Origin of the sequence: Acinetobacter sp. CE-15 (assembly GCF_051059255.1) — a bacterium.
Classification (GTDB): Bacteria; Pseudomonadota; Gammaproteobacteria; order Pseudomonadales; family Moraxellaceae; genus Acinetobacter; species Acinetobacter guillouiae.
The window spans coordinates 3658510-3679154 of record NZ_CP192737.1; the positions used below are offsets into that span (position 1 = coordinate 3658510).

Consider the following 20645-nt stretch of genomic DNA (forward strand, 5'->3'; position numbering starts at 1 on the left):
TCAATATATTATTTTTTGACTTCGCAGTTCCTTTCCATACATCTATCGCATACTAGGCTAAAAGTAACCAATCTATTACAATAATTAAATTCGCATAAATAGAGTTGTACACATTGAGCAACGAGTCTACACAATTACAGCGTGGACTTAAGAATCGTCATATCCAATTGATTGCCATGGGCGGTGCAATTGGTACAGGATTATTCTTAGGTTCAGCACATGTGATCGAAAAAGCTGGGCCATCCATTATTTTGGGTTATGCCATTGGTGGTTTGATCGTTTTTTTAATTATGCGTCAGCTTGGGGAAATGATAGTACATGAACCCGTTGCTGGTTCTTTTAGCCATTTTGCCAATAAATATTGGGGTAAATTTCCTGGTTTTTTAACTGGTTGGAACTATTGGATGCTGTACATCCTAGTTGCAATGACAGAATTAACTGCGGTCGGCAAATACATCAATTATTGGTGGCCTGAAATTCCAAACTGGGTGTCTGTACTGTTTTTCTTCGTTGTGATTACACTGGTCAACTTAGGAAATGTGAAATTTTACGGTGAATCCGAATTTTGGTTATCCATCATTAAAGTTACTGCTATTGTTGCAATGATTGTATTTGGTATTTATTTGGTTCTAACCGCAGATGTAAGTTCAGGCATTGCTTTTTCAAACTTATGGTCTCATGGTGGCTTTTTCCCAAATGGATTTGACGGCTTATTCTATATGCTGGCTTTCCTTATGTTTGGTTTTGGCGGTATTGAATTAGTTGGTATGGCTGCGGCCGAAGCCAAAGACCCAGAAAAAACTATTCCTAAAGCGATTAATCAAGTTGTGCCACGTATCCTTATCTTTTACGTAGGTTCGATGATTATTCTGTTGTCTTTGGTGCCTTGGAACCAGTTAAATTTTGGTGGTTTAGATAAAAGCCCATTCGTTATGGTCTTTAGTATGATTGGAATTGCATGGGCAGCTCATCTGGTTAACTTTATTATCTTAACTGCTGCATTATCTGTTTATAACAGTGGGATGTATGCCAATAGCCGTATGCTTTATGGTTTAGCAAAACAGGGCAATGCACCTAAAATTTTTACCAAAACCAATAAGCATGGTGTACCAATTCCATCCGTATTACTTTCTGCATTTTTAATTTTGGGTTGTGTGCCTTTAAATTATTATTTACCAGAAGATGCTTTAAGTCATTTGATGTATGTGGTGGTTGGTGCTTTAGTTTTAAACTGGTTAATGATTACACTCACGCATTTGAAGTTTAAGCGTGCTCTACGTTTGACCAATCAAACCAGTAAATACCCTGCACTTTGGGCACCTGTTAGTAATTTTGTGGTGATTATTTTTATTGGTATCGTTTTATATATCATGTGGGATCAAGGATTTAAAGAGTCCGTATTGATGATTCCTGTATGGATTACCCTGATGTTAGTCCTGTTTGATATTTTAAATCCAAATGAAATAAAGACTGAAGAAAAATAAATCTAACGCAAAGCTATTATTTCGATAATAGCTTTTTTTTCATATGCATATACGGTAAATTATTTGCTTATTGTGCCCTTAGCTTAACTGGATAGAGCAGTTGCCTCCTAAGCGACAGACGTGGGTTCAAGTCCCGCAGGGCGCACAATTGAACAAGAATAAAAAATGAATTTCTATCTTTACAAAGATTTAATCTTGACCACTTTATATTGCCGAATAGGCTCAGCTTTATTTTGACCATCTGGTTATATTTTATGCAGCCCATCAAGTCCTAAAATATCTATATTTTATTATTTTCAGTTTAATTTTTTTCAATATCTCTATAAATAATCTCATCTTTATATTTTTTTCTATATTCCCTCTCTGCAAACTAAACTACATAGTTCATTTTTTTTTCACTAATTCACACCCTAGAGTATTTACTCTTATTTTTTATATGTTATTTTGTAAATAGAAGTAACTTTGAGTTGTATATTTAAGTATCAAAATTATTTCTCATTCAAAACTTAAGTACTTCAAAGTATTCATTTTATTATATTAGGGAAAAATTAAAATGAAATTAAAACATTTATCAATCGCGATAATTGCTGCAAGTTTGCCAATGACTGGTGTTTTTGCCGCAGCAATGGATCGCTCAGGCCAATCTATTTCGGCATTCCTTCAACCTAATAATTATTTTGAAGCTGGTATTTCAGTTTTAGACCCAACTGTTGAAGGTCGAGAAGCGGGAGATACGCCTAAACCATATCGTGAAATCAATGATATGGGAGATGATTATTACTTTCCATCAGCAGCGATTAAATTACAACTAACAGATCAAGTTTCATTTGGTCTTTTATATGACAAACCATTTGGTGCAGATGCTGCCTATTCTGGTGAAAATGCTTTCGTTTCATCTGATCACGATACCGTATTGCCTCTAGATCGATTAACCGCTCTGCGCAACAGTACGATTGACTCCACATTTAATGCAATGACTGCACAACAACGCGTTGGTGGATTCCTGCAAGCTCAAGGTGTTGACTTAACCACGGCAAATGGTCAACAGGCACTTCGAGACTCTTTGACTAGATATGGTACTGACGCTACATATAAAGCTGGTATTGATGCTGCAGTAAAAAATGTTGTTACAGGCAGAATTGATCAAGGTATTGCAGGAGCGAATAGTACACTCGGTAAGGGCAACACCAAAGTTAAAGTAGATACCCAAAATATTTCAATGATTTTTGGTTTTCAACCCATTGCTAACTTAAACTTCTATGGTGGTGGTGTTTACCAAACCATTAAAGGGAATGTTAGTCTGCGTGGTCAAGCATATAGCTTATATAATGGCTATGATGCAAATATCAAAGAAACTGGCGGCGTGGGTTGGTTAGCGGGTGCTGCATATCAGATTCCAGATATTGCATTAAAAGCATCGGTAACTTATCGTTCTGAAATTGATCATGATGTGAATATTAATGAATCGATTCCTACACTTGGTGCATTAGCATTACTTGGTGATACTGGTACTGCTGCGGCAAAAGCAATTGCTGCTGCCAACGGTAAAACGACAATTACAACGCCACAGTCTGTTAACATCGATTTACAAACAGGGATCATGGCAAATACCATTGCTTTTGCAAACCTACGTTGGGTAAATTGGAAAGACTTCTCAATCCAACCGTTAAAATTTGGTAAAGTTTCTCAAGCAATCGGTGGTCTAGTTAACCGTCCAAATGGTTTTAACTTAGTTGAATATTCTGATGATCAATATACAGTGACGGCGGGTGTTGGTCGTAAAATCAATGACCTATGGTCAGGAACTGTTGCAGTAGGCTGGGACTCTGGTGCGGGTAACCCTGTTTCAACTTTAGGCCCTACAGAAGGTTATTGGAATGTGGGCTTAGGTGTTCAATATAGCCCTACGCCTGCAACGTTCATCGCTGGTGGTGTTAAATACTTTTGGTTAGGTGATGCAAAAGCACAAACAGGTGCTCAATCAGGTGGCGATACTTATGTTGCAGAGTTTAAAGATAACAATGCAATCGCTTATGGTTTAAAAATTGGTTATAGATTCTAAGAGTGTATACCGATAAAAAAATCCCACTTAAAGTGGGATTTTTTTATGATGACAATTTCAAACATTAAAAATCATAAAAAGAAACTTCGCCCGTTTCCAAAGAATATTCAGCACCAACAACCTTTAATTTACCTTTGGCAATTAAGTTTTCTAATACGGCTGAACCATGGCGTAATTGATTAACTGAAGCAAAAACATTTGATTTTACTGCATGCATTGATAGCTTTTCTAAGTCATCTTTCAACTCAGTTTGCATTAAAATTTCAACTGAAGGACGAACACGGTTTACAATTGACATAAGATTTGCAGAAGGTGGTGTATTCGGGTTCTTCAACGCTTCAATCGTTGAATGAATCGCACCACAATGGCTATGCCCTAAAACGACAACCAAGGGACAGCCAAAACTATCTGCGGCAAATTCCACACTGCCCACTTGCGACGGCGCAACAATATTACCTGCAACACGAATCACAAATAAATCACCGAAACCTTGGTCAAAAACCATTTCTGCTGGAACACGAGAGTCTGAACAACCTAAAATAATTGCAAATGGCTCTTGGCTGTCCATCATTTCAGATCGTTGCTGATGCGTCAAAAATTTAGTCAGATTGGTTTCACCATGTGCAAAACGTTCATTACCCTGTTTTAATCGTTCTAAAGCTTCTTGAGCAGTTAGCATGTCCTTTGTTCCATTGTGTGGAGAGTGTGATTATTTTAATGCCGCAAAATGTGAAAGTCACTGACTAAAAATAAACTCTGTTACAATTTTTGTTATGGAGCGGTTAAGGGCCTAATTTTTAAAAATACATAGATATAATTCACATTTTAATTAAAATTATTTAACTAAAATACAAAATAATCTCTATATTAGTTGAGTTGAACACTGAAACTATGGCAAAAAACTTACAAATAAGACTTTCTCGGCAAATGTTGAAAAAATTATGATCATGAATAATATTTTTACTTTATATAATGCCTAGTCTTTTACTCGGAACCCTATGCATGTCTGAACTGGCCCATAAAAAAATTCTTCATTTTTTAAACAGCATATTGTTAAGTTTGACTGCGATCGGGGTATTGTTTTTAGGTAGTCACAACAATGCAACTGCTGCCACACCAGAATATGTGGATTATTTAAAAATTGTACAAGAAGAACGTGCTTGGGCAGGATTAACGTCTAAAACATTGCGTGTGGGTGATGTTATTTGGTCTTATAGTGAAGGCGGTTCTAAAGATAAGCCAACTGTTTTACTGATTCATGGTTTAGCCAGCAGCCGTGATACATGGAATGATATCGCACAGTCATTGACCCCATATTACCATGTGATTATTCCAGACTTGCCTTCAGCAGGAAGCACCCAGGTTCCAGCCAATTTTGATTTATCTGTACCCAATGTAACTGAACAACTTAGACGCTTTATCGAAGCTGCACATATCCAAGATAATTTAAATATTGCAGGGCATTCATTGGGTGGAACCATCGCAATGTTTTATGCCTCACAGTATCCATTTGATACGAAAAGCTTATTTCTGATGAGTACTGGGGGTATTTTTAAATCAACAAATACCAATTATTTAAGAAATCCGATCTATCTCAAACAATTATTAATCACACAAAAAGGTGATTTAGATTTTGTTATGAAAAAGGTGATGTTTAATCCCCCTTTTACTGCCCGTGTGATTAAAGATGAACAAGAAAAATTATTCATTGCAAAATCTCAAGACACAGCCAAAATCATCAATCAAATTGACGCACTCAATCGACTTTATACCCCTTCAACTTTTACCACGATGTTAAAAAACATTGAAGCACCCACCCTGATCCTTTGGGGTGAACAAGATCAGATTGTAAATGCGGATGTTGCAAATGAATTAAAATCGGTATTAAAACGCCCTGAAACACCAATTATTCTACAACGTGTTGGGCACATGCCATTACTTGAAGCACCTGAACGAGTTGCGGATTACTATTTAAGCTTTTTAAACAAAGTACAACCTTTGCAAAACCCATTGTCTGATCAAACACATGGACAAATTGAGTTCAAAAAATGAAAAATCAACTTATTGAACAATTGATCGAAGCCCAACTTGGCTTTTTAGATCAAGAATTTTCACAGGCTGATACGATTAAAGTTGAGTTTACTGAATTTTATCACTGGTTTAGAAAACAGCCGTTAAAACAAATTTGGTCTTTTGCACAAATTCATGATTTATTGTCAAAGCAAATTTTAGCAACACCTGCGAACAACTTTCTCATTGAGCAAATTGCTGAACATATTCGTTTTGCTTTAATTCATCCAAGTAATGATGAAACGTTAATTGAAGATATTATTCCAGTCACCACGATTGATAAAATCGCCCAATATGTCGCAAGTAAATCGGGTCATCGTCAAGCTTTGATCAAACGTGTTGTCAATAATCCAGCCTTTTCAAGCATGTTAACCCAATTGATCCATCACTCTATTCAGGACTATATTGATAATTCAGTCATGAATAAAAAAGTCCCCGGTGTGGGACGTTTTATGAAAATGGGAAAATCAGTTTTAGAATCGGTTACCGACACGAATTTAGATGATACAGTTAAGCATTATCTTCAAAAAAATATTATTAAAATTAGTCAATTGAGTGAACAAGTCATTAACCAACAGTTTGATGACAATAAGCTTTATCATTTTCAAGCCAATTTATGGCATAAAATTAAAAAAATACCGATTGCTGTGTTGCGTAATTATGTTGAAATTAACGACCTACCTAAAACTGTAGCTCTGGGTCATGAAATATGGGAACATATTCGCCAAACAGATTATTTAAAGAAACAAGTACATGATGGTGTACTGACTTGGTATGTGCGTAATGAAGAACGCCCTTTTGATTTAATTTTAAGTGATATCAATATTGATGAAGCATTGATTCAAAATGAATTACAACAGTTACTTGAACCTGTTATTCAACAAATGGTTGCTTCTCAACACTTAAAAAACCGTGCGCGGCTCTATCTGGAAAAATTTTATTATTCAGATGAAACGTTAAAGATTCTCAATATTGAAAAAGGCGCATAAAGCGCCTTTTTCATGATTAAACAGATTTAATACAATTTAATTGAGCTTTAAAACTTATAAATTAAACCCAAATTGTAACGGCGGCCATCCAATACATAATTATAAGTCGCTGTATCTATGCTTTTATCAAATAAGTTATAAATACCAGCATTGAACTGCAACACATTGGAAGGTTTATAGTTTAGCCCAACATCAATCATTGCATACGCTGGTCTACCTTCCCCCATCGATGTACGACTTAAATAGTCAGAAGTTTTACTTCTTACATTTAAACGGCTCCACATCCCAACTTGATCATTTGTTTGCCAATCTAAAGTAGTATTAAACATATGTTTCGGCATTTCATTTAATGGCTTACCTTTAAATGCTCCACTCTTCTGTTCAGTATCCGTAAATGTATAATTTGTTGCCCAACGAACATCTGGCGTGATTGCCCAACCCAGAGTCGCCTCTATACCACGCATATTTGCTTTATCGACATTGATACGTTGACTGACAAAATCGAATTGTTGACCTAACCAAGAACATCCCATAGTTCCAGAGTCTCCTTGGCAGGTGCGAATTTCAGTAATTTTATCTTTAAACTCACTATTAAATACGGTAAAACCAGCATCTAAATTGTCATTATTATCCCAGTTAATCGATGCTTCATAATTGATACTGGTTTCTGGTTTTAAATCTGGATTACCCACAATCATACCACTTGACTGACCACCACCTGTTGCCTGTCCCCACCCTGCAACAGTGGCACGTAATGCCGGAGTTTTATAACCTGTTGATACCCCACCTTTAACAATCCAGTTATCATTCAAGGTCCAAACACCATAGACTTTCGGGCTAAAATGATCACCAAATTTTTCATCTTTGTCATAGCGTAATGAAGCCGTTACCGTGAATGGCTCTACAATATTCCACGCATCCTCAGCAAATAATGCCCAGCTATAGCGATCTAAGTTGGTTAATTTTGAGCCACCAATAACTAACTGATTGCCAAAATCCTCAAGCTCTTCTTTTAAATAACTTCCCCCGAAGCTCAAAGCATGAGAACCCAAATTGATTTGGTTTAAAGTATTAAACGTTGTATTAATTGCTTCCATACTACGGGATGGATTTTCATTTTCCTCGCGTTGAATATAAGAATGTGTCTTTAAATCGCCAATTTCACCACGATGAGTCAAACTATATTCGGTACGATAATAATCTGTATATGAGTCTGTTGGGAGCTTACCATTGCGCCCTGGTACATTGGCGATTGTTTTACCTACCGTCTGATCACGGTTTTGAATGGATCGCTGATATTCTAAATCAATGGTATGTTCAGAACTTGGCGTCAAGCTCAGTGTTGCGCCACCTGCACGTATACGTTGCTTATTATAGCCACCAATGATGTCATCTTCATTGCGTTGTGAGAATGTTCCATTCGCCTTTAAGCCAAGTAAATTACGGATTAAAGGACCAGAAACATACAGGTTTGCTTGGTGGATATCCCCAGAATCTCTATTTTCTTGTAGCGTTGTATCTAATTTAACTGAGCTTGTCCAAGTATCTGCAACTTTTTTAGTAATAATATTAATCACACCGCCCATGGCATCTGAACCATATAAACCAGACATTGGACCACGGATCACTTCGATGCGTTCAATACTTTCAATACTTGGCATCCAACCTTGCTCAATACCCGAGTTATCACTATTTGGTCGAACTGAACGTGTATTCACCTTCTTGCCATCAATCAAAAAAACTGTATAAGCACTTCCCATACCACGGATACTAATATCACTTGAACTTCCACCACCTGTGACGACGACCCCAGGAACATCTTTAAGTGCATCCGTTATATCTCTATATGCTTTTTTATTAATGTCTTCTTGCGTTAAAACTGAAATAGATGCTGCTGCTTGCTTCACCTCTTGCTCAAAGCCACTTGCAGTGACAACAATCGTCTCTAATTTGGTTGACTCTGTAGAATGTGGATTGGTTTTATTCGAGTTTTCTGGTGATTCTGCGGCATAGGCAGTTCCCATCATAACGGTGATAATGGAGAGAGATAACGCAGATTGGATGATACGGTTAGTTGACATAAGGTATTCCAAAGAGGCTAAGAATGAATAGACAATGAAGATTTAGATACAATGTGTAATAAAAACACCACAGCATTATAAACAATATTAAGAATTATTCTCATTTTTATTAACCATTCGTTTAATATTTAGGCATTTTTAAGCCTATCTTTAAGTTTTTATTCTATTTTTTAAGATTCATTTAAGCTTATTAAGATTTAAAAAATACAAAAGTTAAATTTAGCTATGTGACATCCATAAAAAAACCTCCGAAATTCGGAGGTTTTAAAGAACAGTCAAATATCTACATTGATATACAGATTATTTGAAGTAAGCACCTTCTGCTTGACTATGGTCAGTCTGATCGACCACACGTCCGAGTTCAGGAATATGCTCTTTAAGTGTAGTTTCTACACCTTGTTTTAACGTTACATCAATTGCAGAACAGCCTTGACAGCCACCACCGAATTTTAATACCGCAGTTAAACCATGTTCTTCATCTTCGACCACTTCTACCAGTGCACAGTTTCCGCCATGCCCTGCTAATCCAGGATTGATCTCTGCCTGAAGAATATAAGTAATTCGTTCTTCCATAGACGCATCTGGACCAACACGTGGTACTTTCGAGTTAGGTGCACGGAAAGTAAGCTGTCCACCAAAACGGTCTTTGTTGTAATCAATTACAGCATCTTTCAAATATGGAATCGACGGTGTATCAATAAATGCTGGAAAATCAGGATAATCTTGTTTGTAATCTGTTGGAGCAATTTCATCAGGTGCACTGTATGCCATACAACATTCAGCACGTGGAGTACCTGGATTTTCAACAAATACACGAACGCCAATTCCTGGAGTATTTTGCTTCTCCAAAAGATCTTTTAAATACTCTTGCGCATTGGGAGTAATCAATAAATTTGGAATTTCTTCTGCAACCGCAGTATTGGTGTTCTCAGTCGACATAACTCTATCCTCAAGCTGAAGTCGGTATTTTAACTGAAGATGAGGCTGAATGAGTGAAAATCAACTAAAATTGTCGGAATTAACTTAAAAAGATGTAAAAAATATAATCTACGCAAATTTCAACATAAAATATTCGCGTAATAAATGAATATAAATCATACACAAATTGATATTTACTGCATTTTAGCCTATCAACAAATCGCGCTTTAAAATGCACAAAATGACACCAATGAAACTTTTTATAAATGAAATACTAAGCATAATTTAAGACATTTTTAGCACTAATTTATTCAATTTATACGACCAATTTATCTAAATTTTGTCAGAAAATGCCACCCAAATATTGAATATGGCATGGATAATGTATACATCTGTATATTAATGATGAAATAAAACGAGATATTTTGCATGTCCAGTTCAATTGACGGTTTACAGTTTCCAGTTCATCCAAAGACTCAAAAAAGTAGCAGCTCGCAAGTCGGTAAAGAAATCATTGCGGAAGCACTTTCCTTGGTTGATCATCTCAGCGCACAGCAAGCTTTAGATGAAAAAAACTGGCGTAAAAATTATCCAGTTTATTTTAAGGCATTGGTCGAACATGGGATTCGTTCAAGTCATAACGCCATCACTATTGCCAAACAAGGCTTGCACAAAGCCCAACATAGCTTTGATTTCTTTAGAGATGGGCAACGCTATTCTTTAAAAGATATTGGTACAGTTCCAGTACTAGACAGGATTCAAAGCGTTAGTTTTAAAGGTCATTCAAATGATGACGTTGAATGGTTTGTACCCTATCACGGGCAAAAACTACAAGGCGAAGCGCTATATCAGCAAATTCAAAAGTGGCAAGATACTGGCATTATTGAAGCCAGCCATGCAGATGCACTCAGAGAAGTGATTGCTCATCCCGAATGGTTTGATTTATCGGATCGTACCTTAGTTTTATTTGGCGCAGCTTCAGAGGCAGGCCCATTAACATGGTTATCGAAATGGAAAGCCAATATTGTTGCCGTTGATCTACCCAATGAACGCGTTTGGGAGAGAATTCTTAAAGTCATTGAAAATGGCAATGCCACACTGTATGCACCTAGTTTTCAAAAAATCGTCAACACCCATGATATTGACGAATTAAAAAGCAAACTTGGTGCAAATTTACTGACCCAAATTCCAGAAATTACACAATGGCTTTGTGATAATCCACACAAGTTAGATTTGGCCTCAATTGCTTATTTGGATGGTGAAAAACATGTGCGTGTGTCGATGGCAATGGACACGATTATGAGCCATGTCAGTGAACACAAGAATGATTCATCACTGATGTATATGTGTACGCCTACAGATGTTTATGCAGTACCTGAAGAAGTGATTGAAGGTTCAAACAAAAAGTTCAAACATAGATCAAAATTTGAAACTGTACTCAGCAAAGGGATTGCAACCCTTTCCTTAAAGCAATTCTTTAAGCACCATGATCAACAATTGATTCGCTCTGACAATGGTAAATTCTATGGGATTGCTGATTGTCTGGTGGTTGAACAAGGCCCTAATTATGCCTTGGCAAAACGTATCCAACAGTGGCGTGCAACTTTAGCACGACATCAAGGGCAACATGTCAGTATCAATATTGCACCATCCACGACGACACATTCGGTCACCAAGAATCCGTTGCTTAAAGCTGCGTTTAACGGTGCAAGTTTGTTTGATGTAGAAGCATTCCGCCCTGAAACCACCAATTCAATTATGGCAGCGCTTTGGATTCATGACTTAAGAAATCCGAAGTCTGTTGCAAATCCAGAAACTGAGATGGGTCATCCATTAGAATTAATGATGGAAGGCGCTAATCATGGTGGTTTATGGCGTGTCGCCTATCTTGCTCGCACAGCCTTACCTTTTGCTGCAATTTATGGATATGCCAGTGATAAATTACCGATGCAAAAGCTTTTAACCAAGTTTAAAAAGTAATTCTTCAGGTTTAAATCTCTTTAAATTAAATGCCCAGTGATAAATTTAGCTGGGCATTTAAGTGTACGAGCACATTTTTAAATCTTATTAAATTCATAATAAAAAGCATAAGCGTTCCCCCATGGCGCCAAATAACATACACAATGCAGCGATCCTTTAATGCCTTAAATATGCTATACCAATGTAAACGGTTCAGTCATTCTAAAATGATTGACAGTTTTCTAACGATCGTTTAAAAACTTATAAAACAACCAATGAGAGAACAACAAATGTCAAATCTACAAGGAAAAGTCAGTCGTGAAATTCGTGGTCATATTTTTTTAATTGGCTTAGATCGTGCAGATAAACGCAATGCTTTTGATAGTCATATGATTCACGACCTATCACTGGCTTTAACTGAATATGAAAATAATCCAGAACTACGCTGTGCGGTGGTCTTTGCACATGGCGATCATTTTACCGCAGGATTGGACTTGGTTGAGTTACAACCAAAATTAGCCGATGGTGTTTTTAATTTTAGCGATGATATTGTGAATCCTTGGGGAACTGTTGGACGTCAAAGAACTAAACCATTGGTAACCGCAGTACAAGGCTATTGTTATACCGCTGGTATTGAATTGATGTTGAATTCTGACATCGTTGTCGCCAATGAAAATACTCAATTTACCCAAATTGAAGTACAGCGCGGTATCTTACCGTTTGGTGGTGCAACAGTACGTTTCGTCCAAGCCGCTGGCTGGGCAAAAGCGATGAAATATGTGTTAACTGGTGATTTATTTTATGCACAAACAGCCTATGAAATGAACTTAGTCACTGAGGTTGTTGAGGATAACCAACAGTTAACACGTGCCATAGAGCTGGCTGAACGTATTGCCAATGCTGCACCACTTGCCGTCCAAGCGGCACTGCATTCGGCACATCAAGCCTTTTTACAAAGTCCTGAAGTCGCATTTGCAAATCTACAAAATCTACTTAGCCCTTTACTTGCCTCAGAAGATGCGCAAGAAGGTGTAAGAGCAATGATTGAACGTCGAGCACCACAGTTTAAAGGCAAGTAAACCAATCATAGTGATATACGGCGATAATCTAATAACTGTGGGAACAATCATGCAAAATTTAAAGTACTCAACTGAAGTCCAACACTTGAATGGCAAAAGTTTTACCAGCCAAGCCATCAGCTTTAAGGCACTAGATGGTTATGTATTGGCTGGCGTACTTTACACGCCAGTCAATACAATCAAAGCAACTATAGTTGTCTCTAGTGCAACAGGTGTCCCACAAGCATTTTATCGCCGCTTCTCTGAATATGCTGCACAATTGGGTTATCAAGTACTCACTTTTGATTATCGTGGCGTGGCCAAATCTGCGCCACGGCAATTAAAAGGTTTTAAAATGTCATATCTGGATTGGGGAACATTAGATTTAGCAGGTGCAATTGACTATAGTTTTAAACAAGATATGCCCCTATTTTTAGTTGGACATTCTTACGGCGGACAAGCTTTAGGCTTGACACCGAATCACGACAAGGTAAGTGCAATGTATTGTTTTGGCACAGGTGCTGGCTGGCATGGCTATATGCCATTGAAAGAAAAAATTAAAGTTCAGGTAATTTGGAACATTATCTTTCCACCTATGGTAGCGATTACAGGTTACTTACCTTGGAGTAAACTCAATATGGGTGCAGATTTACCTAAAGGGGTCTACCAACAATGGCGTAGATGGTGTAAAAATCCCACTTACTTTTTTGCAGATCCTGAGCAACAAAATTTGCATGAACAATATGCCCAGATTAAAACGCCGATTTATGCAGTGGCTGCTTTAGATGATGATTGGGCATTGCCAAATTCTCGTTATGCTTTTATGCAACATTATAAAAATGCGCCCATGCACTTTATCAACATATCAGCCGACGAATTTGGTTTAAAACAGATTGGACATATGGGCTATTTTCGTCAAGGTTCGGAGCCAATTTGGGATAAAATGTTTAATACTTTCGAGACATTCATCCACAATTAATTTTAAGCCCATAAGCAGCAAGGTCATCTATGCGCCCACAAAAACTTACGCCTGAACACATGTTAAATACCTGTGCTTTGCAATTTAAAGCACATGGTTATGCAGGGACAAGTATGGAGATGTTGGCAAAAGCATGTGGACTCAGTAAAGCATCTTTTTATTATTATTATCCCAACAAACAAGCCTTACTAATGCAGATCTTAGCGCACACTCATCTTTATTTAAATCAATCCTTGTTTAAACTCGAAGATTTTGCTGTCGTGGATGCAAGTCAACAATTTCAAATCATCCATGATAAAGCTGTTCATTTTTTTAGTTATGAAATAAAAGGCTGTTTAGTTGGGATACTGTCCTTAGAGGCAAGCCATATTTCCTTAGAAGTCTTGGAAAAAATCCGTGAAATTTTCCAAGATTGGCAAAATGCCTTGTATCAATTATTTCAACAAAAAATGGATCAAACCGATGCACAAATTTTGGCAAAAATAAGTGTGGCCGATTATGAGGGTGCGATTTTAATGTATCGACTGAATAATGACCTGTTCTATTTAAATCAAGTCAAAGCGCGAATTTCTCAACAACTCTCCCCATAATACTTGACTGATTTGCAATTTCTTGGTGAATATTAAATGATAAAAAAGATCAAATATAGTTTTTTAGCTTTGCTTTTTATGAGCCTATTCAATACCGCTTATGCGCAATGTAATCAGCAAGATCAACGACAAGCTTATCAATGTATGCAGCAGCAATTAAAAACAGATAAAGCGAAAATAATAGGGTCTGTTGACAATTCGTCTACGTTTGCGACTACGTGTGTTTTTTAGGCGATACTAGGCACGAAATATGAAATTTAGTTATTCTAAATGATGAGAAACACTGTTTCGCAAGGTAACGACGTAGCGGCAAAAAACACGCTAGTCCCGAAGGGTTGTGGCTAAAATTATCTCTGCCTACGTTATGAAACTTGAAAATAGTCTCGCTATTCTCTTCGTTTCATGCCTTGCCTGCTCAATTTTAACCTACAACGCAAGCCGTTTATGAAATGCCAACAGACCCTGAGTTATATCATCGCATTTATCTGCAATACGATGATAACAACAAGTTATTACTAGAAAAATCACAAAAAGCTTGGCTTAATTATCGTGATGCTCAATGTAATGAACTCATGGGAAGTCTTACTTATGGGGCTTTGGGATTAGCATCAGGATTTGCACATTTAGATTGTGAAATCAATTCCACAACATTTCGACTAAAAGAGTTAAGCAGTCTAATTGAAAATCAATAACGATCTTTAAATTCGGCTTTATGCTCTACGCCTTGATGATCAACATGCGCATAGAACACCCCATAACGTCCGACATAGTATTCAAGTGATTGTTCATGATAACTCCAAAAAATAGACCATTCACCAAAATCAAAAGAACCGATCTGACTTTGGGTATTCATTGGCATTTTACTAAGTACATCATGCTGAATATGCCCTGCTTGAGAAAAATCTTTGGTCTGTAAAGCTTGTTCAAAAAACAGTTGCGCCGCTGCATCAAATAAACGTTGGTCTTCATCAGTGACCTGCTTAGCGGGGGCATGTTGCTCCTCAAGTACGGTCGACTGCTCTACTTGAACTGTAGCGCTTGTTGCCTCTTTTACTGGGGCTGAACCCGCCTTTTGTCGCTCTTCTGCAATCATCTGTTTAATCAGCTTAGTTTTTTCGGGCAGTTCATGCTCTTCTTGAGGATTTTGAACCAATTGAGATAACGCTTGCCGTTGTTCTTCAAAAGCTGCATTAATTTTTTGTTTAGCAACCCACCGCCATAACACATATAGCGTGATCAAAAATAATAGCACCAGGATAAATTTCAACATAGCGTAATCTCAAGCATATAATACGCCCCAGTTCAGACTCATGAGCTAAGTTTAAAGCTGAGTATTTTGATTGTTTTTTTAATAGTTTACCCAGTAAATTGTATAACTATCTTACTAGAGATACCCAGCTTAAACGTAACAATTGTTTTCTTTATATAGATCAACCAGATCTCTTATTTTAATTTTGTAATGCTTTTAGATCACCTGAAGCAAATACGATCCCTTTGCCTTGCACCTTTTTGAGTATTACGGGTTTTCCTATATTTTTATATATCGGTTGATCATGTTTAAGCGCTTTTAAATCAATTTTTTGAATAAAAATCTGATCATTTTTACGATACAGCTTTATCCCGCCTTCATCTGAAGCCATATAATGAACTTTCACATGATAGATTTGTTGTAAATCTGGCATCCACACAATCACTAAATCGCCGCCACGTTCATACATACTGTCAAACACAATGGTATCAGCATCCACTTGTTCAGATTTAACACCAACATAACCACTGGCATCCACCTGTTGATCGACTAAATATAATGATTTTTTAGCGCCCAATTGTATCCCATAGGCCGAATAATATTGTTCTCTGTCTTGCTTTTTACTGGTACAAGAATAAGTTTTTAATACGACTTTTGTCGAGCGCAATTGATAAGTTTGAGGTGAAAATATGTCTTCATCATCTTGATGGCATTGTTTTGCAAGCTGCGTTTGAATATTGAGTTGTTGAAATTCTTGTGCATATATAGATGACGTGATCACGACACTACAAATGAATAATAACTGTTTGATATATTGTATTTTCATTTCAATTTTCTATATTTTAGGATAAGCCGTTATCTGTTATATATCATTTAAAAATAAATGATCAGTTTTATCTGAATTCTACTAGGGTCTGTTGAAAATTCGTCTACGTTTGCGACTACGTGTGTTTTTTAGGCGATACTAGGCAGGAAATATGAAATTTAGTCATTCTAAATAATGAGAAACATCGTTTCGCAAGGTAACACGTAGCGGCAAAAAACACACTAGTCCCGAAGGGTTGTGGCTAAAATTATCTCAGCCTTCGTTATGAAACTCGAAAATAGTCTCGCTATTCTCTTCGTTTCATGCCTTGTCTGCTCAATTTTAACCTACAACGCAAGCCATTTATGAAATGTCTACAGACCCTAATATTTAAAATAAAACACGCTATATAACGCATATAGCATGTTTTATTTTAAATTTATTATTGCAATGTTTTAAACTGCGCTAAGCGTTGTTGCTGCTGTAATTGTTGTTCAAATTCAACTCTCCCCTTCGCTACATAATTTTGTAAACCCGTCTGATCAATAAATGCTTTTTTATCACCTGCATTCAATTTGGCTAATTTCTGCTTCATATGGAAACGATCCGCTTTATTGGCAAGAAAAAGATCTGCATGGATTGCATCCAAAGTTTTAAATGTGTGACGTATGTCTGAAACTAGATTTGGATAATTGTTATTGTTTAACAAATAATAACCGCCCGTAAATAAACTGTCGGCATAGATAACTTTATAATTTTTAAAGTGATAACGGATATCTGTTGTCCAAGAGGTTGCACCTGGTAAATGGCCTGGCGTCGCATGTGCTGTAAAAATTTGACGACCGAGCTTTAACTGTTGCCCATCTTTGATGATGATATCTACAGCTACAGATGGAAAAGGCAATTGCTTACCTAAAGCGAAATCAGTCACGCCGCCATTTTCTAGCATTTCGGCATTGGCAGCACTTGCGACCAATTGAGCACCACTCCATTGTTTTAATTTGGCAAAACCACCAGCTTGATCTAGACGCGCATGACTATTAAGTAGGTATTTTACATCTGTGATTTTAAACCCCAATTTTTCAATATTGGCTTTAATCTGCACTGCCGACTGATCAATCCCACTATCAATTAAAACCAAACCATCACCCGTATCAAACAGTACCGAAGATAAATTTTCAGTACCGACATAATAGACATGATTAAAAATTTTAAAGGGCTCAATGGGTGTATTCCACGATTCAAACAAACTCATTGGCGGTGCATCAGTCAATGCTTGCTGAGCATTTAATGGGGCTGCTTGAGTAAATTGAAAGCTCATTGTGATCAATGAAATAACAATGGATTTGAACAGATGCATATAAGCGATCCATGCTAAAAATGAGTCGCCCATACTTGATTAAATCACGATATTTATCAATTTTTTAATGTCTAAAAAACAACTCAATACATCTTAAATTGTAAATAATATTTGCAAATTGTATGCACGTTTTTAAAGGACTAATTTAAAACCTTGTCGGCAATTTTATTACTGACCTTAATAGCCAACTGATCGACATAATCACTATAAAAATTTGCAGCAATCAAAGTGACTGCAATCGCAGTTAACCCTGAGCAGATTACCGCAAGAGAATAACTCCAATGCCAACTTAAAAATAAGTTAAATAGTGGAATACAGATTAAATACAGCATCATTAGATGTAATAGATAAATAGAAAAAGATAACTTTCCTAACCAGACTAAAATCGGGTGATCTAAGCCTTTAGACAGTAATGGACTCATCAACACACTATAAACAATTAAAATCCCAGCGATGAAATTACTATAATCATAAGTATTCTCCCCTAAAATATGATGAACCCAGCTATAGGCTGCACTGGTATTATGTGCACCCGCCAAATATAGGCCAATCAATAGCATAGGAATAGCTACCACATTTGAAAGTGGTTTGGCATATAAATAAATATAGATACCAATAATAAAACTGGAAATCCCAAAACTAAAGCCTTGCCCTCGCCAAAGAAATGCAAGAAAAGGAATTAAAAGTGAGCCTAGCCAAAAAGCAATATGTTTATAATGATACAAATAGAGTAGAAAAAATAATGCAAATGAGCCCATAAGCTCAATCGTCATCGTCCATAACACCCAGTTTATATCACTTTCTGAGAATAAAAATGCGCCTATAGTTCCTTCATATACTGCATGTTTAAAACTAAAATCTTGTATCGCAAATGCATGTAACCAAGCCCCCACATGACTACTATCAATATGGATGACTTTAAGGACCAACCAAATGATGACACATGAAGTCAGCGCTGGAATCATTAAACGCGGATAGCGTTTAATCATCATATTGTTAATTTTTGCATGAAATTGTTGAGGGCTTTTTAAGATCGCATAACTGAGCACAAAGCCACTTAAAACAAAAAATACAAAAACAGCTGCATCACCTGAGTAGAGAAAACCAAAAGGCAAATGATGTATGGCATACACCCAAGCCAAATCTGTTTTCTCATTAGGATCAAAATGATGTAAAAATGGAAAAAAACTCATTGCAAGATGAGAAAATACGACAGCTAAACAAGCTAAACCTCGAATACTTTCTGCCGAGTTTATTTTTGCGGACATCTATGTTTCCCTGTGAAAACAAAAGCCCCAACCTGTGGGACTTTTGCTGACTAAGCCATTAGTCAATATATGTGATGCGACCATCAGCATCATGATGAACTGTAGCAATTTTTTGCTGACGAGAATGTATAAGATCATCCACATTCAGATTGAAATGCTCGGCATATTCTTGTGTAGATTTAGCTTCTGCTTCCTTTTTGGTCTTCGCTGGAACAAAGTTACTCCATAACCACAAAGAAATCGCACAAGCAATCAACGCAAATAATCCGCTTTCTAATGCTTTTGCAAAAGCATTAAAGAAATAATGTACCAGTTGTGGTTTCTCAAGTGAAAGATATCCCACTAAGATGACAATAGGTCTCCAAAGCAGTAACCAAAATGCCCAAAGCATAGCCGTCATTGTCGTGGAGAAATAACGACGATGCCACGGTAACTGCTTACGTACATCAATAATTAAAGAGTTTGTTTTCATATTCGTATCTCAAAACTTATTCTGACTAAAATGTTAGTCATCATGTCGCATACCACGATCTGGGCTAACCCAACGTGCTCTTTTACTTTCTCCACGTAAAAGAACTTTTGGAAATGCAACAATACTTGCCGTTACTGTAATCAACCAAAATACAAAGGGATACCAAATCATCCAATAGTAGTTTTTCACTAAACTCGATTCGTAACGACTATCCATCCACTTACTGATTGCGAACTGCAGTAAACAAGTTGTACCGAGTAAAATACCTGTTCCCATCGGTAATAATGGAGAACTCATTGCAGGGAATCCTGCATACGGTAGCAGCAAATGCAAAATCCAGAAAATCACCATAATCAGCATTAAATATGACCAGACTAAGGTGAGGATCAGCTCAATAATCAAAGGCCATAGAAAATTCAGCTTCGGTTTAAATAATACATCAAAATTCTTAATTAAAACTTGAGCGCCACCCATAGCCCAACGTAAGCGTTGTTTCCATAGACCATCAAAGGTTTCAGGCATTAAAATCCAAACCAAGGCATTCGGTTCAAACTTTACTTCCCAACCCGCGCGATGCAATTTCCAAGTAATATCGATATCTTCTGTCAACATGTTTGGTGACCAATAGCCCACCTCATGTACAGCACTTTTACGAAATGCAGTAATCACACCAGAAACTGTAAATAAACGACCAAAAGTACGTTGTGCACGTTTAATCATACCGACAATTGAAGAAAATTCGCCAACTTGAATCCGTCCAAGTAAAGTCGAACGGGTACGAATACGCGGATTTCCTGTCACCGCTGCAACGGTAGGATTATTGAGAAAATGACGAATCATCCACTGCGCAGCATATGGATCAAGTAACGCATCACCGTCAATACCAATTAAAAACTCAGCATCGGTAAGCAAACTACCCGCTTGTAAAGCCATGGCTTTACCTTGGTTTTCAGCCAAATGTACAACGCGAAGCTTGTCATACTTCAATGCCAACGCATTTAAGATTTCTGCAGTATTGTCAGAACTCCCATCATTAATCGCAATGACTTCAAAGTTTGGATAATTCAACTTCAATGCATGACTAATGGTCTCATCCGCATTGTCTTGTTCGTTAAAACACGGCACAAGCACAGCAACTAAAGGATATTCTTCCAATGTTGGCGGTTGAGTATATGGCGGCTCTTTACGTTCTTTCCAATAGAAAATTAAAGCGCCTATCATCCATAGATACGACATAAATAATGGATAATAGAAGATAAAGTTTAATACGGATTGCCACAGGTGTTGAAATGCACTCATAT

18 protein-coding genes and 1 tRNA gene are annotated in these 20645 nt (G+C 37.0%); 10 read left to right on the forward strand and 9 right to left on the reverse strand.

Annotation, left to right across the window (positions count from 1 at the left end):
* The first annotated feature begins 113 nt into the window (after positions 1–113).
* The 3 genes from ACQ7EO_RS16825 (at position 114) to ACQ7EO_RS16835 (ending at position 3546) form a co-directional block, all read left to right on the forward strand.
* Positions 114–1484: an amino acid permease gene (locus tag ACQ7EO_RS16825; protein ID WP_034616126.1), complete on the forward strand. Its 1371-nt coding sequence runs from the start codon at positions 114–116 to the stop codon at positions 1482–1484.
* Between the two features lie 72 nt (positions 1485–1556).
* Positions 1557–1629 (forward strand) — tRNA-Arg (locus ACQ7EO_RS16830).
* A 408-nt stretch (positions 1630–2037) separates the two neighbouring features.
* Positions 2038–3546: a long-chain fatty acid transporter gene (locus tag ACQ7EO_RS16835; protein WP_209826718.1), complete on the forward strand. Its 1509-nt coding sequence runs from the start codon at positions 2038–2040 to the stop codon at positions 3544–3546.
* 64 nt (positions 3547–3610) lie between these two features.
* Here ACQ7EO_RS16835 and ACQ7EO_RS16840 read toward each other — a convergent pair whose 3' ends face one another.
* Positions 3611–4225 carry a carbonic anhydrase gene (locus ACQ7EO_RS16840; RefSeq protein WP_004722639.1) on the reverse strand — a complete coding sequence of 205 codons (615 nt, stop codon included), beginning with the start codon at positions 4223–4225 and terminating at the stop codon, positions 3611–3613.
* A 323-nt stretch (positions 4226–4548) separates the two neighbouring features.
* On the opposite strand from ACQ7EO_RS16840, the gene ACQ7EO_RS16845 reads away from it, so the two are divergent.
* A complete protein-coding gene (locus tag ACQ7EO_RS16845; RefSeq protein WP_096733379.1) occupies positions 4549–5598 on the forward strand; it encodes an alpha/beta fold hydrolase in 1050 nt (349 codons plus the stop codon).
* Positions 5595–6605, forward strand: a complete 1011-nt coding sequence (locus ACQ7EO_RS16850; protein ID WP_434278087.1) for a hypothetical protein — start codon at positions 5595–5597, stop codon at positions 6603–6605. The genes ACQ7EO_RS16845 and ACQ7EO_RS16850 overlap by 4 nt, the downstream gene beginning before the upstream one ends.
* Before the next feature lie 47 nt (positions 6606–6652).
* Here ACQ7EO_RS16850 and ACQ7EO_RS16855 read toward each other — a convergent pair whose 3' ends face one another.
* Both ACQ7EO_RS16855 and nfuA read right to left on the reverse strand, forming a co-directional pair.
* A complete protein-coding gene (locus tag ACQ7EO_RS16855; protein WP_434278088.1) occupies positions 6653–8686 on the reverse strand; it encodes a ligand-gated channel protein in 2034 nt (677 codons plus the stop codon).
* A gap of 300 nt (positions 8687–8986) precedes the next feature.
* Entirely contained in the window at positions 8987–9625 is a 639-nt protein-coding gene (gene nfuA, locus ACQ7EO_RS16860) for a Fe-S biogenesis protein NfuA (protein WP_004819478.1), read from the reverse strand.
* 408 nt (positions 9626–10033) lie between these two features.
* Between nfuA and ACQ7EO_RS16865 the strand changes: the two genes are divergently transcribed.
* The 5 genes from ACQ7EO_RS16865 (at position 10034) to ACQ7EO_RS16885 (ending at position 14882) form a co-directional block, all read left to right on the forward strand.
* Entirely contained in the window at positions 10034–11584 is a 1551-nt protein-coding gene (locus ACQ7EO_RS16865; RefSeq protein ID WP_434278089.1) for a hypothetical protein, read from the forward strand.
* Positions 11585–11853: 269 nt separating this feature from the next.
* Entirely contained in the window at positions 11854–12642 is a 789-nt protein-coding gene (locus tag ACQ7EO_RS16870) for a crotonase/enoyl-CoA hydratase family protein (protein WP_034616111.1), read from the forward strand.
* 49 nt (positions 12643–12691) lie between these two features.
* Positions 12692–13600, forward strand: coding sequence for an alpha/beta hydrolase family protein (locus tag ACQ7EO_RS16875; protein WP_434278091.1), 909 nt, complete (start codon positions 12692–12694; stop codon positions 13598–13600).
* 29 nt (positions 13601–13629) lie between these two features.
* Positions 13630–14190 (forward strand): TetR/AcrR family transcriptional regulator, encoded by a 561-nt coding sequence (locus ACQ7EO_RS16880; RefSeq protein ID WP_434278093.1) that lies wholly within the window; start codon positions 13630–13632, stop codon positions 14188–14190.
* Between the two features lie 449 nt (positions 14191–14639).
* On the forward strand, positions 14640–14882 hold the full coding sequence (locus tag ACQ7EO_RS16885; protein ID WP_434278095.1) for a lysozyme inhibitor LprI family protein: 243 nt from the start codon (positions 14640–14642) through the stop codon (positions 14880–14882).
* Here the strand turns inward: ACQ7EO_RS16885 and ACQ7EO_RS16890 are convergent.
* From ACQ7EO_RS16890 to pgaC, 6 genes are all read right to left on the reverse strand, one after another.
* Complete coding sequence (locus tag ACQ7EO_RS16890; RefSeq protein WP_434278096.1) at positions 14876–15460, reverse strand: hypothetical protein; 585 nt, start codon at positions 15458–15460, stop codon at positions 14876–14878. The two genes, ACQ7EO_RS16885 and ACQ7EO_RS16890, sit on opposite strands and share 7 nt — an antisense overlap.
* A gap of 178 nt (positions 15461–15638) precedes the next feature.
* Positions 15639–16265: a hypothetical protein gene (locus tag ACQ7EO_RS16895; RefSeq protein ID WP_434278098.1), complete on the reverse strand. Its 627-nt coding sequence runs from the start codon at positions 16263–16265 to the stop codon at positions 15639–15641.
* A gap of 421 nt (positions 16266–16686) precedes the next feature.
* A complete protein-coding gene (locus ACQ7EO_RS16900; RefSeq protein ID WP_434278100.1) occupies positions 16687–17604 on the reverse strand; it encodes an HARLDQ motif MBL-fold protein in 918 nt (305 codons plus the stop codon).
* Positions 17605–17744: 140 nt separating this feature from the next.
* Positions 17745–18872, reverse strand: a complete 1128-nt coding sequence (locus ACQ7EO_RS16905; RefSeq protein WP_434278101.1) for an acyltransferase family protein — start codon at positions 18870–18872, stop codon at positions 17745–17747.
* 58 nt (positions 18873–18930) lie between these two features.
* On the reverse strand, positions 18931–19344 hold the full coding sequence (pgaD, locus tag ACQ7EO_RS16910; RefSeq protein WP_004819458.1) for a poly-beta-1,6-N-acetyl-D-glucosamine biosynthesis protein PgaD: 414 nt from the start codon (positions 19342–19344) through the stop codon (positions 18931–18933).
* Between the two features lie 33 nt (positions 19345–19377).
* A complete protein-coding gene (pgaC, locus tag ACQ7EO_RS16915; RefSeq protein ID WP_004819456.1) occupies positions 19378–20643 on the reverse strand; it encodes a poly-beta-1,6-N-acetyl-D-glucosamine synthase in 1266 nt (421 codons plus the stop codon).
* Between the last annotated feature and the right edge of the window lie 2 nt (positions 20644–20645).